Annotated in this window: 10 protein-coding genes; 4 read left to right on the top strand and 6 right to left on the bottom strand. The window is 67.1% G+C overall.

Features of this window, described 5'->3' with window-relative positions; genetic code table 11:
- Nucleotides 1-101 precede the first annotated feature (101 nt).
- Complete coding sequence (locus tag FV217_RS05775; protein WP_147815215.1) at nucleotides 102-1088, bottom strand: aliphatic sulfonate ABC transporter substrate-binding protein; 987 nt, start codon at nucleotides 1086-1088, stop codon at nucleotides 102-104.
- A 195-nt stretch (nucleotides 1089-1283) separates the two neighbouring features.
- On the opposite strand from FV217_RS05775, the gene FV217_RS05770 reads away from it, so the two are divergent.
- Entirely contained in the window at nucleotides 1284-4070 is a 2787-nt protein-coding gene (locus FV217_RS05770; RefSeq protein WP_147815213.1) for a [protein-PII] uridylyltransferase, read from the top strand.
- Nucleotides 4071-4106: 36 nt separating this feature from the next.
- On the opposite strand, the gene FV217_RS05765 is transcribed toward FV217_RS05770, so the two are convergent.
- Nucleotides 4107-5162 (bottom strand): methyl-accepting chemotaxis protein, encoded by a 1056-nt coding sequence (locus FV217_RS05765; RefSeq protein ID WP_238232193.1) that lies wholly within the window; start codon nucleotides 5160-5162, stop codon nucleotides 4107-4109.
- Nucleotides 5163-5831: 669 nt separating this feature from the next.
- On the opposite strand from FV217_RS05765, the gene grpE reads away from it, so the two are divergent.
- Nucleotides 5832-6425, top strand: a complete 594-nt coding sequence (gene grpE, locus FV217_RS05760) for a nucleotide exchange factor GrpE (RefSeq protein WP_147815209.1) — start codon at nucleotides 5832-5834, stop codon at nucleotides 6423-6425.
- Nucleotides 6426-6643: 218 nt separating this feature from the next.
- Here the strand turns inward: grpE and FV217_RS05755 are convergent, their stop codons facing one another.
- Together FV217_RS05755 and FV217_RS05750 are read right to left on the bottom strand one after the other, a co-directional pair.
- On the bottom strand, nucleotides 6644-6928 hold the full coding sequence (locus FV217_RS05755) for a hypothetical protein (protein ID WP_147815207.1): 285 nt from the start codon (nucleotides 6926-6928) through the stop codon (nucleotides 6644-6646).
- Nucleotides 6929-7132: 204 nt separating this feature from the next.
- Nucleotides 7133-7381, bottom strand: coding sequence for a hypothetical protein (locus FV217_RS05750; RefSeq protein WP_147815205.1), 249 nt, complete (start codon nucleotides 7379-7381; stop codon nucleotides 7133-7135).
- Nucleotides 7382-7954: 573 nt separating this feature from the next.
- Here FV217_RS05750 and FV217_RS05745 point away from each other — a divergent pair.
- The gene (locus FV217_RS05745) at nucleotides 7955-8191 is read left to right on the top strand and encodes a hypothetical protein (RefSeq protein ID WP_147815203.1); all 237 of its coding nucleotides are present in this window, start codon (nucleotides 7955-7957) and stop codon (nucleotides 8189-8191) included.
- Nucleotides 8192-8302: 111 nt separating this feature from the next.
- On the opposite strand, the gene FV217_RS05740 is transcribed toward FV217_RS05745, so the two are convergent.
- Both FV217_RS05740 and FV217_RS05730 read right to left on the bottom strand, forming a co-directional pair.
- Nucleotides 8303-9019, bottom strand: coding sequence for a PhoH family protein (locus tag FV217_RS05740; RefSeq protein WP_147815201.1), 717 nt, complete (start codon nucleotides 9017-9019; stop codon nucleotides 8303-8305).
- Between the two features lie 615 nt (nucleotides 9020-9634).
- Complete coding sequence (locus FV217_RS05730; RefSeq protein WP_147815199.1) at nucleotides 9635-11992, bottom strand: UvrD-helicase domain-containing protein; 2358 nt, start codon at nucleotides 11990-11992, stop codon at nucleotides 9635-9637.
- A gap of 120 nt (nucleotides 11993-12112) precedes the next feature.
- Between FV217_RS05730 and FV217_RS05725 the strand changes: the two genes are divergently transcribed.
- Complete coding sequence (locus tag FV217_RS05725; protein ID WP_147815197.1) at nucleotides 12113-12370, top strand: hypothetical protein; 258 nt, start codon at nucleotides 12113-12115, stop codon at nucleotides 12368-12370.
- The last annotated feature ends 97 nt before the right edge of the window (nucleotides 12371-12467 follow it).

Here is a 12467-nt window from a genome sequence, read left to right as displayed (position 1 = left end):
CCGGAGCGCCTTCGCTCCGGCGGTGACCGCAGGGCCGGGCGGAGCGGCGGAGAGATCGACCTCGGCAGCCAAAGGCGCGGACCCGGAAAAACGTGAAAAAACTAGCGGGCCGGGGGCGGGTTGAAGCGCGTGTCGATCAGCCCGTCGACGGCGGCGGCGACGTCGGTGCCCGCCGGTATCACGCCGGCCTGCTGCAAGGCTATCCCGGCGGCGCGGATCGTCTCGGCCTGTGCAGGGCCGATTGCGGGCTTCGCCAGGTTGGTCCGCTCCAGCTGCCGGGCGATCACCGGGTCGGGCAGCTTCGTCGCCGCGACGAGGGCGGCCTTCAGCGCGTCGGGGTTGGCGAGCGAGTAGGCGCGGGCCTGCTCATAGGCCGCGATCACGGTCCTCACCAGGTCCGGGTGCTCCTTGGCGAAGTCTTCGCGAACATCGAGGACGCCCCACGTGTTCGCCGCGGCATCGCGAAAGAACAGCACGTCGTCGTTCTCGATCTCGGCGGCGGCCATCATCGGGTCGAGGCCGGCCCAGGCGTCGACGTCGCCGCGGTCCAACGCCGTGCGGCCGTCGGCATGCTGCAGCAGGACGAGCTTGGCGTCCTTCTCGGTCAGGCCCGCGCCCTGCAGCGCCCGGATCAGGAAGATGTGCGGATCGGTGCCGCGGGTCACGGCGATGCGCTTGCCCTTGAGGTCGGCGACGCCGCCGATCCCGACATCCTTGCGCGTGACGAGCGCCGTCCATTCCGGCTGCGAGAAGGCGTAGACCACCTTGATCGGATTGCCGTTGATGCGCGCGAGGAGCGCCGCCGCGCCGGCCGACGAGCCGAAATCGATGGCGCCGCCGTTGAGGAATTCCAGCGCCTTGTTCGAGCCGAGCGACTGCACCCAGCGCACCTTGATGCCCTGGGCCTTCAGCGCCTCCTCCAGAAAGCCCTTGTCCTTCAGGACGAGGCTGACCGGGTTGTAGGTCGCCCAGTCGAGCCGGATCTCCTTGACGTCGGCCGCACGGGGCACGGCCGGCATGCCCACAAGCGCGAGGATGCCGGCAAGGGTGCCGGCAAGGGCGGAAAGCAGGATGCGGCGGTCGAGCATGGAGAGGTCCCGGGCAGTCGGTCGTGAAGCGTCGCCGAAGCGAGAAGGCCGAAGCGCTAAGTCACCCCCGCTTGCTCCGTCAAACCGGAATCCGCAAAAGAGAACGATCCTCTTCGACTTTACGTTGCGGCAGACAAGATATCCCAACCAGCTGCGCCCGCTGTCGCGCGGCCCGTAACATGCTAACGGGGCATCATGTTCGATGCCGCACCCGCTCTCGAAAAGGTCCTGGAATCGCTCGACCGGGACGCGCGGGAGCCGACCCGGCTTCGCGCCCTCCTGGTGCCCGAGCTGCGCAAGGTCATCGAGGCCGGGCACAAGGATGCCGAGCGCCAGCTCCTCAAGGATCGCAACGGCATCGCCTGCGCCCGGCGGCTCAGCACCCTGACCGATCACGTCGTCAAGGCGATCTTCGACGCCGTGGTCTGGCGGCTCTACCCGAACGACAACCCCTCCACCGGCGAGCAGCTCGCCATCGTCGCCACCGGCGGCTACGGCCGGGGAACGATGGCGCCGGGCTCGGACATCGATCTGCTGTTCCTGCTGCCCTACAAGCAGACCGCGTGGTCGGAGAGCGTCGTCGAGGCGATGCTCTACGTGCTGTGGGACCTCAAGCTGAAGGTCGGCCACGCCACCCGCTCCGTCGAGGAATGCCTGCGCGAGGGCCGCGCGGACATGACGATCCGCACGGCGCTTCTCGAAGCCCGCTTCCTGTTCGGCTCGCGCACGCTGTTCGAGCAGCTGGTGACGCGCTTCGACGGCGAACTCGTCATGGGCACGGCCGCAGAGTTCGTGGACGCGAAGCTGCGCGAGCGCGACGGCCGCGTCGCCAAGGCCGGCTCGTCGCGGTACCTCGTCGAGCCCAACGTCAAGGACGGCAAAGGGGGGCTGCGCGACCTCAACACCCTGTTCTGGATCGCGAAATACACCTACCGGGTCCGCGATCAGGCCGAACTCGTGAATGCAGGCCTGTTCACGGCAGAGGAATACCGGCTGTTCGAGCGCTGCGACGAGTTCCTCTGGCGGGTGCGCTGCCACATGCACTTCGCCACGGGCCGCGCCGAGGAGCGGCTGTCCTTCGGGCTTCAGCCGAAGATTGCCGAGCGGTTCGGCTTCGGTGCCCGCGGCGGGCTCTCGGGCGTCGAGCGCTTCATGAAGGCGTATTTCCTGGTCGCCAAGGAGGTCGGCGACCTCACCGCCATCGTCTGCTCGGAGCTCGAGGCGCGCCACGCCAAGCGCACGCCCGTGCTCGACCGCTGGATCGGCCGCTTTCGCGATCGCTTCCGCGCCACGACGATCGAGGCCGAGGATTTCCGGATCGACAACGGCCGGGTCAACACCCGCAACGAGGCGACCTTCGAGAGTGACCCGGTCAACCTGATCCGGCTGTTCTGGCTCGCCGACCGCCACAATCTGCCGATCCATCCGGATGCGGCCCGGCTCGCCAACCGCTCCCTCCGGCTCGTCAGCCAGGCCGTGCGGACCGACCCGGAAGCCAACCGGCTGTTTCTCGACATCCTGACCTCGAAGAACGCCCCCGAGACCATCCTGCGGTTGATGAACGAGGCGGGCGTGCTCGGCCGCTTCATCCCGGATTTCCGGCGCATCGTCGCGATGATGCAGTTCAACATGTACCACCACTTCACGGTGGACGAGCACCTGCTGCGGACGCTGGGCGTGCTCGCGGCGATCGATAGCGGCCGGCTGGAGGAGGAGCATCCCCTCGCCTCGCGGCTGATCGGTACGATCCAGAACCGCCGCGCGCTCTTCGTCGCGGTGCTGCTGCACGACATCGCCAAGGGCCGACCCGAGGACCACTCCATCGCCGGCGCGGCCATCGCGAAGAAACTCGCGCCGCGCTTCGGCCTGACCCAGGCCGAGACCGGCACCGTGTCGTGGCTCGTCGAGCATCACCTGCTGATGTCGATGGTCGCCCAGAGCCGCGACCTCTCCGACCCGAAGACCATCGAGAAGTTCGCCGCCGTCGTACAGAGCCTGGAGCGGCTGAAGCTCCTCACCATCCTCACCGTCGCCGACATCAAGGCCGTGGGGCCGGGCACCTGGACGGCCTGGAAGGGCACGCTGCTGCGCACCCTCTACGAGGAGACCGAGGTCTACCTCTCGGGCGGCCATTCCGAGTTCGCCCGCACCGATCGCGTCACGCTGATCCAGATGGCTTTGCGCGAGCGCCTGTCGGACTGGAGCGCGGAGGAGTTCGACGGCTACGCGGCCCGGCACAACCAGGCCTACTGGCTCAAGGTCGACGGCACGCGGCAATTCAAGAATGCCGGCTTCCTGAAAGCCGTGAGCGACGAGGGCCGCACCTCGGCGACCGCCTACGAGACCGACGTGTTTCGCGGCGTCACCGAGCTGACGGTCTACTCGCCCGACCATCCGCGGCTCTTGGCCATCATCACCGGCGCCTGCGCCGCGGCCGGCGGCAACATCGTCGACGCGCAGATCTTCACCACCACCGACGGCTTCGCCCTCGATACGATCTTCATCTCCCGCGCCTTCGAGCGCGACGAGGACGAGATGCGCCGCGCCAAGCGCATCGCCACCGCCATCGAGAAGTCGTTGAAAGGCGAGATCAAGATCGCCGAGCTCGTCGCCGACAAGCACCCGAAGGAGCCGCCAAAGACCTTCCTGGTGCCGCCGGACCTCTCGATCGACAACGCCCTGTCGAGCCGCGAGACCGTGATCGAGATCACCGGCCTCGACCGGCCCGGCCTGCTCTACGAGTTGACCACCGGCATCAACCGGCTCGGCCTGAACATCGTCTCGGCGCACATCGCCACCTTCGGCGAGCGCGCGGTCGACGTGTTCTACGTGGTCGACCTCACCGGCACCCGGGTGATGCAGCCCGATCGCCTCGCCGCGATCCGCGTCGCCGTGATGGAGGTGTTCGCGGGAGACGTCGCCGCGCTCCGGGCCGAGGGCCTCGACGCGCTGGTGGATTCGCCGCCGCCGCGCGAGGCGTGAGCGCCCTCCGACCGGGCCGATCCCCAGGAGCCGTTCTCAGGTGCCGGCCTGCTGGACGATGACGCCCGACCAACCCAGTCCCGCATAGGTCTCGTAGCCCGGCGTGCGGTAGAAGGCCGTGGTGGCGCCGCTACGCGGATCGCGACGATGGCCACTCGCCATCCCGGCCGTGTCGAATTGCAGAGTCTCGGTGAGCACGCCGCGCTGGTCCGAAGCCGCCAGGATCCGGCGATTCGCATCCACCAGCAGGACGCGGGTGCGGGCCTTGTCGGCCGGCGCCACCCGGACGCCCTCGACGATGGCGCGCGCCTGAGGTTCCCAGTCGAAGTGGATCGCCAGAATGCCCAGAGGCCGGCCGTTCGCCATGCCGTCGGCGCTGACCTTGGCGCAGTAGGTGGCGACCTGGGCGCCGTCGAGATGCCCCTGCCGGTGGACTTCACCGGCGACGTAGTCGTCGCCGCTCGCCAGGCGGAGGGCCTGCCGGAACCAGGGTTCGTGGGCCACCGACTGCCCGCGGATTCCCGGATAGCGGTGCTGCCGGCCGTGGGCGATCACCGTTCCGTCGAGATCGCACAGCCAGAGGTCCAGGTAGACGGTGTAGGCGGAAAGAATGATGCCGAACCGCTGCGTCGCGTGGGCGATGCGCTCCGGGTCCGGCGCGGTGGCGCAGTCGACCACGGCGCGATCCGTCGCCCACCAGCGCACGTCGCAGGTGCGCTCATAGAGATTGCGGTCGATCAGTTCGACCGCGTTCAGGGCGAGGTCGACGAGGCGTTCGCCCTGAGCGGTCTCGGTGATCCGCTGCACCAGGTCCTGCAGGCTGTTGATGCGGCCCGCGAGTTCGGCATCGAGGGATCGCGCGATGGCTTCGACTTCGGCGCCGATCGCACGGACCTCCTGAGCAACGACGGAAAAGCCACGGCCCTGCTCGCCGGCTCTGGCCGCTTCGATCAAGGCGTTGAGGGCGAGCATCTTGACCTGCCCGGTGATGGCCTGGATGCGCCGTGTCTTGTCGGCGGCGATGCGCTTCACCTCGGTGGTTTCCGCGGCGACCTGCGCAATCGTCACGGGACCGTTCTCCCGGACGCCCATGAGAGCCGGATTCGATGCCGTCTGCATATCGTCCACGGATCCCGTTGCGGCGTCCTGAGAGAAGTCTGTTCGCATTTTAATCTTAACGAGACGTTGTTCGTCCGATGCCTGTCAGGCTCAGACAAATATGCGGCCCGGGCATCGCGGCTCATCGTACGAAATTTATCCAATCAATCCAGGATAACGGCTGTGATTTACATTATTCAATCATCGATTGTGTTTGGCCCGCAGGTTTCATCTCACAAATCGGCCCCTGGCCAGCCGACATAGCTTGAGGCTCACCGTCCGACATCCATCGATTTGAGACGCTTCGAACATCGGCCACTGTCGTGTTCGCCCGGTCGGATGAACCGCACGGCATGCAACGTCATCGGCAGATACAGACCGGTTCTCGGTCGACGCCCAGAATGGGGTGGCGCGAGAGTGCTCCACGGGAATAACTGCTGCGTTTCGCGCCGTGATTCCGTTCGAGACCTTCGGATCGTCGAAGCCCCTATTCCCGTTGGGACCGTCCGGCGGGCGGGATCGGCAGGCGGACCGGCAGCGGGTCGGATTGCGGCGGAGGTTCCAAGCCTGCGCGCTCCGGCTTACGCGTCCAACTTGATTTCGCGACGCCTGCGCCTGATATCAGCGCCGTTCCCGAACGATTGTTTCGACTGACGAACGGCGATGATGGCAGACCACGACGAGCACGAGGATCGGCGCAACGGAGCGGAGGCGCCGGAGGCCGAAGCGACGGCGATCGACGCCGAGACACTGGCGACGGCTCTCCGCGAACGCGACGAGATGAAGGACCGGCTGCTGCGCACCCTCGCGGAGATGGAGAACCTGCGCCGTCGCACCGAGCGCGAGGTCGTCGATGCCCGCACCTACGCCGTCACCAACTTCGCCCGCGACATCCTCAACGCCGCCGACAACATCCGCCGCGCCCTCGAAAGCGTCCCGGCCGATTCGCGCGATGGAGCCGAGGGCGCCTTCAAGGCGCTGATCGAGGGCATCGAGCTCACCGAGCGCGACTTCGCCAAGACCCTGGAGCGCCACGGCGTGAAGGTGGTTGAGCCCAAGGGCCAGCGCTTCGACCCCAACCGCCATCAGGCGATGTTCGAGGTGCCCGACGCCCAGGTCCCCAACGGCACCGTCGTCCAGGTGATCCAGAGCGGCTACGTCCTCGGCGACCGCACCCTGCGCCCGGCTCTCGTCGGCGTCTCCAAGGGCGGCCCCAAGCCCGAAGCCGCCAAGGACAAGCCCGCCGACGCGGCGTGATGTTCTTGAACGGCTCATCGGCGCGTCCGGCCTGCCAAAAGTGATTGCAGGCGTCTCGCCGGCCCCTCATGCTGCCGGTATCGTCGGTCGCGGGTGGGGGGCCCCTTCTTGGCGAAGCAGGCTGGTCCGGTCGAACGGCATAGCGAGGCGGGTGGCCGCTTTGCTCGGTGCCGACCACCTGGGCGTTGGGATGGAAATCCGGTCCTGCTCAGTCTTCCCTAAGCTGGGCCGCCGGGGCTTTCCTTGCAGGCCATGCGCACGATCGTGAGGGTCGACAGCGTCGCGTCCCACACCGTGACGACGATGCCGTCGCTCGCGGTGACGTTGTCGGGATCCGAGGCATAGACCACGGCGAGGCTGCGCGCCTTGTCGCGGGCGGCTTCGAGGTCGGGAAGGTCCAGGCTTCCGCGCCCCCGGCGTTCTGCGCTGTCATGCACGTCGAAATGGAATCGCGGCATGGGGCTGATCCGCTGCGGCCGGGCGGAAGCGCGGCGCTTGGCCATCGGCGCCCACCTCGTGGCCGATGGTGCAAGACGATATCGCGAGCGTCGGATACCCGACCAATCTTAGCGAAGGCTGCCATCCTCGAACGCGGCACGGTGACGACGAAAAAAGCCGCCTGCCTGATGCGATCAGGCGGGCGGCTCTCGAACACGCCGATGGTCGATCGACACGGAAAGGGGGTCGAAGAACCCCGATTCCGTGGATTACATGCGGTTCATCATCCGGCGGTTCATGTCGCGGCGCATCATCTTGCGCTCCATGTGACGGCGCATCATCTTGCGCTCCATGTGACGGTGCATCATGCGGCGCTCCATGCGGTCCATCCGCACCACCGAGGTGGTCTCGGGAGCGGTCACGCCCATCGGAGCTCCGGGAGCAGCCGAAGCCGAGGTCGCGAGAGCGGCGCCGCCGAGCGATGCCAGAACGGCCACGGCAAAAGTCAGTTTCCTCACGAAGAACTCCAATTCTCTGTCTTCAGGGTAGGGAGACCAATTCGGTCTCCGGTCTTACGCGACCGGAGATGAATCGCACTCGGAGGCTCAACACCTCAGCCCCGATGTCGTTGCATCACGGGATCGGCATCGGCCCGGTTTCTATCGCGAGCCGGGCACGACCTGCGCGACACAACGCGTGGATGCATGCCTGTGGGCAACCTGACGGTGATCCCGTTTCCGGCCGATCGCTGCGGCTTGCCACGCCCCCCTTCCCCGGACGGGTGGGGCGTCGGTGGAACCCGATCCGGGTTCCGGCATGACGACGTCGCGCAGCGTCGAAACGTCTGCGCCATTCACATCGAGTCGTCGGCGAGGCCCTCGTCGCGCTGGATGCCGGATCACCGTCCACCGCGTTCCAGGCGTCCTGGAAAGGGCCGTGGCATCGATCGGATCCAACCGGAAGTGGTATGAGGGTTCTGCTTGTGAATGGCGCGTTCGCCACGGGGGTCGGCGACGGTCGGTCCGGCGTCGTATCGTGAGCTCTGCGATGGAGCCTCAGTTGATTCGTCAGGCTCAAGACGGGAGATGGACGTGCCGCGCTATTATTTCGAACTCGACGACGGAGAATTCGGCTTCACCGACGAGGAGGGTTCCGAGCATCGCGACGCCCGGGAAGCCGGTAACGAGGCCATCGGCGCCCTGACGCATCTCGCGAAGGACAAGCTCCCCAATGGAGATTGCCGCGACTTCAAGGTCGACGTGCGCGACCAGAGCGGCCGGCTGATCTTTCACGGCACGCTGGCGTTCCGGGGCGTGTGGATGCGGTAGCCGGCAAGACGGCACCGCCGCGTTCGATCCTCGGCCGCGTCCGGCCCCTCCCGCCGGAGGGGGAGGGGCCGTGCCGGCGTGATGTCCGATCCGGTCGACCCGACCCTTCCGTCAGAGTTTCGCTTCCTCGAAAGCCCGCACCCATTCGGCGCAAGCACCCGAGCGAACGATGTCGTCGAGGGTGAACTCGACGATGGGGATGTTCATCAGCCGGCTCTTCACCAGGTGGATCACGGTGCGCAGGCCGGACGTCTCGCGCAGGTCGGTCTGCGAGACGTCGCCGTTGATGATGACCTGACACTCGTCGCCGATGCGGGTCAGGAACATCTTGATCTCGGCGACGGTCGTGTTCTGGGCCTCGTCGAGGATCACGAGGCAGTTCTTGAAGGTGCGCCCGCGCATCACCTCGAAGGGCACGATCTCGATGTCGCCGGTCTTCAGCGCGATCTCGAAGGCGGCGGCGCCCATGCGCTCCTTCATGGTCTCGGTGAGCGGCGCGACCCAGGGGGCGATCTTTTCCTCCAGGCTTCCCGGGAAGAAGCCGAGGCTGCGGCCCGAGGCGACGTTGGGGCGGGTGATGATGACCTTTGCAATGCGCCGCTGTCTGAGGAGATCTGCGGCGCGGGTGCCGGCGATGTAGGTCTTGCCGGTGCCGGCCGGGCCGAGAACGATGACCTGCTGGGATACGGCGAGAGCGTCGAGGTATTCGCCCTGCCGATCGGTCAGGGGTTGGATCGGAGCGAGATGGCGTTCTTCGTCGAAACGGGTGCGGTGTAGGCGTGCGGTACGATCGTCAACCAGTTCAAGCCGTGCGCGTCGTCTTTTCATCGATCAACACTCCACCTGGACCTTGATGTCGCGAGACTGGAAATCTTTCAACCTGTCAGAACTTACACTGCCGAGCTCCTTCCGCTGCGATCGTACGCGAAATATTGCAAGAGCAAAGCCAAACCCCTCCCGACAGTTCCCGCGCTCCGCACGAGACCTGTGGAACGTGTCCGCCGCGCAACGGCCATCGCAGACGCCCGCGACGCGCGTGTGACTCGTGGGACGATTGCGAACGAGCGATGAGGGGCGAGAGCATCCCCTCGCCCCACTTGCGGGAAGAGGGCCGCGACGACCTTGTCGTCGGCGCAGCAAGGCGACAGCCGAAGGTGAGGCGTCGCCGCCGGAGGAGTCTCGTTCTGAGCCGCCCCCTCACCTTCGCTTCGGCTTCGTCTCCGCTTGCCGAATGCACGACACGGTGCATTCGGCCCTCTCCCCGCGTGCGGGGAGAGGGATGGCCCGCGCTATTCGATGGGAGCGTTCGAAGGGGCAGGAAGGGAGGCGCCGGGGCGGCACCTGAGGTGGACCGGACTGACGGAGAGACCGCCAACACCATCGCCCTCGCTCGCCCACGCAGGGGCGGCACCGTCCGGGCTCGAAGGAGCCCGGAGCGACGCCTCATCCGGGTTGGACGAAGCTGTCGAGCACCATTTTGCGGCCGGCCTTGTCGAAGTCAACGGTGAGCTTGTTGCCGTCGACGGCGGCGACGGTTCCGGGGCCGAACTTGGTGTGGAAGACCCGCATCTGCTCTTGGAAGGACGAGGCCGAGCCCGTCGATTTCGCCACCAATTCGCCCTCGATCTGGCGCGGGCCGCCCGAACGGCCGCTTGGACCGCGCGACGCACCGAAATTGCCTCCGCCGGAATTGGCCTGCGCCCGCTGCCAACCCGGCGTGCCGTAGGACGAGCCGAACGGCGTCGGGTTGCGGTCGAAGCGCGAGGCACCGGCCTGGAAATGGGCGGGCGCGTCGAGCACCTCGACGGCGCCGGGCGGTAGCTCGTCGATGAAGCGCGAGGGGATGGTGGAATTCCACATCCCGTGGATGCGCCGATTCACGGCAAAGCTGAGCTTCGCGCGCTTGCGGGCGCGCGTCAGGCCGACATGAGCGAGCCGGCGCTCCTCTTCGAGGCCGGCACGACCGCTCTCGTCCAGGGCTCGCTGGTTGGGGAACAAGCCGTCCTCCCAGCCCGGCAGAAACACGGTGTCGAATTCCAGGCCCTTGGCGGCATGCAGCGTCATCAGCGAGACGCGGTCCGCGCCTTCCGTCTCACTCGCCTCCATGACGAGGGAGACGTGTTCGAGGAAGGCGCCGAGATCCGGGAATTCCTCCATCGAGCGGACGAATTCCTTGAGGTTCTCGAGCCGCCCGGCTGCGTCGGCCGAGCGGTCCTTCTTCCACATGTCGGTGTAGCCCGATTCTTCTAGGATGGTCTGCGCCACCTCGGAATGCGGCTGCGTGCCGACGAGGCGCGCCCAGCGGGTAAAGCTCTCGACGAGGCCGCGCAGCATCGTGCGGGCACGCGGCTTCAGCTCGTCGGTCTCGATGATTTTTCGCGATGCCGCGAGGATCGGGATGCGCTCGGCGCGGGAATAGGCGTGGAGCACCTGCAGGGTCGCGTCGCCGAGGCCGCGCTTCGGGGTGTTGAAGATGCGCTCGAACGCGAGGTCGTCGGCCGGGTTCGCAGTGATGCGGAGATAGGCCAGCGCGTCGCGGATCTCTGCGCGCTCGTAGAAGCGCGGGCCGCCGATGACGCGGTAGGGCAGGCCGAGCTGGACGAAACGGTCCTCGATCTCGCGCATCTGGGCCGAAATCCTCACCAGCACGGCGATCTCGGAGAGCGGGTGCTGCTTGCGTTGGAGCTGCTCGATTTCCTCGCCGAGGCCCCGCGCCTCCTCCTCCGAATCCCAGGCGCCGGTGACGGTGACCTGCTCGCCGGGCTCGGCTTCCGTCCGAAGAGTCTTGCCGAGCCGGCTCTCGTTCTTGGCGATCAAGCCGGAGGCGGCGGCGAGGATGTGGCCGGTGGAGCGGTAGTTGCGCTCCAGTCGCACCACGACTGCACCGGGAAAGTCGTGCTCGAAGCGCAGGATGTTGTCGACCTCGGCGCCGCGCCAGCCGTAGATCGACTGGTCGTCGTCGCCGACGCAGCAGACGTTCTTTCGCAGCTGCGCGAGCAGCCTGAGCCAGAGGTACTGGGCGACGTTGGTATCCTGGTACTCGTCCACCAGGATGTAGCGGAACCGGTTCTGGTAATTTTCCAGGACGTCCGGATTTTCCCGCCAGAGCTTGAGGCAAAGCAACAAAAGGTCGCCGAAATCGGCGGCGTTGAGGGTGGCGAGGCGGGCCTGGTAGGCGGAGTAGAGCGCGCCGCCCTTGCCGAAGGCGAAGGCCTGGGCCTCGCCCGGCGGCACCTGCTCGGGGAGCAGCCCGCGGTTCTTCCAGCCGTCGATGACGCTGCCGAGCGCGCGGGCCGGCCAGCGCTTCTCGTCGATGTTCTGGTCGAGGATGACCTGCTTCATCAGGCGAAGCTGGTCGTCCATGCCGAGGATGGTGAAGTCGGATTTCAGCCCGACCAGTTCGGCGTGGCGGCGCAGGATCTTGGTGCCGATGGCGTGGAAGGTGCCGAGCCAGGGCATGCCCTCGCCGGCCGGGCCGATCAGCGCACCGATGCGGTGCTTCATCTCGCGGGCGGCCTTGTTGGTGAAGGTCACCGAAAGAATGTCGTAGGGCCGCGCCTTGCCGGTGGCGATGAGGTGGGCGATCCGCGTCGTCAGGACGCGGGTCTTGCCGGTGCCGGCGCCCGCGAGCACGAGGACCGGACCCTCCGTCGCCTCGACGGCGCGGCGCTGCTCGGGGTTCAGGCCGGAACTGTAGGCGGCCGCCTCCGGCCTCAGGGAGGCCATGGCGCGGGCGGCGATCGAGAGGGACGCGGGCTGCTCGGGGGCGTCGCCGCCCGACTCGTCAGGCTGGTACTTCATCCGGGCATCCCTGGACCAAAACGCGAACGCCGTCGAGGCCCGGACGGGAACTCGAAAAGGGCTCCATGCGTCCTTTCGGAAAGCCCACTATCATCCCCGGCCACCATCGGAGCCGCCGCCATGCGCGCCCTGTCGCTCGTCCTGTCATCGATCCTGGTGCATGCCACGACTATCCACGCCAGCGCGCAGCTCTCGGGCGACGTCGGCTCCTCGAATGCCGCGAACCAGTCGTTCCAGCAGCAGAATTCCTTCCGCGGCCTGCAGCAGCAGCAGACCTTCAACCGCAACGAGGCGAACGCCCAGAACCGGAGCAACCAGCTCTATAACAACTCCAGCGTCGGTTCTCAGGGCTACATCCCGCGCCGCCGCCGCCGCTGACTCCGCGAAGACACAGGCAGCCACCGCCGCGCCGTGTTAAGGCGCGACAGGGCCGTGCGGCTGCACCGCACGTCCTGAAGCCGTCCGCACACGGAGG

The sequence above is a fragment of the Methylobacterium sp. WL9 genome (assembly GCF_008040035.1).
GTDB classification, from domain to species: domain Bacteria; phylum Pseudomonadota; class Alphaproteobacteria; order Rhizobiales; family Beijerinckiaceae; genus Methylobacterium; species Methylobacterium thuringiense.
The sequence above is the reverse complement of the archived record's forward strand: the minus strand, read 5'-3'. Positions and strand labels throughout refer to the sequence as shown.

Excerpts from the sequence above, each read along its gene's own strand:
- FV217_RS05725 (WP_147815197.1), top strand. The coding sequence starts at position 12,113 with ATGCGCGCCCTGTCGCTCGTCCTGTCATCGATCCTGGTGCATGCCACG.
- FV217_RS05765 (WP_238232193.1), bottom strand. The coding sequence starts at position 5,162 with ATGGGCGTCCGGGAGAACGGTCCCGTGACGATTGCGCAGGTCGCCGCG.
- FV217_RS05755 (WP_147815207.1), bottom strand. The coding sequence starts at position 6,928 with ATGGCCAAGCGCCGCGCTTCCGCCCGGCCGCAGCGGATCAGCCCCATG.
- FV217_RS05730 (WP_147815199.1), bottom strand. The coding sequence starts at position 11,992 with ATGAAGTACCAGCCTGACGAGTCGGGCGGCGACGCCCCCGAGCAGCCC.
- grpE (WP_147815209.1), top strand. The coding sequence starts at position 5,832 with ATGATGGCAGACCACGACGAGCACGAGGATCGGCGCAACGGAGCGGAG.
- FV217_RS05770 (WP_147815213.1), top strand. The coding sequence starts at position 1,284 with ATGTTCGATGCCGCACCCGCTCTCGAAAAGGTCCTGGAATCGCTCGAC.
- FV217_RS05775 (WP_147815215.1), bottom strand. The coding sequence starts at position 1,088 with ATGCTCGACCGCCGCATCCTGCTTTCCGCCCTTGCCGGCACCCTTGCC.
- FV217_RS05740 (WP_147815201.1), bottom strand. The coding sequence starts at position 9,019 with ATGAAAAGACGACGCGCACGGCTTGAACTGGTTGACGATCGTACCGCA.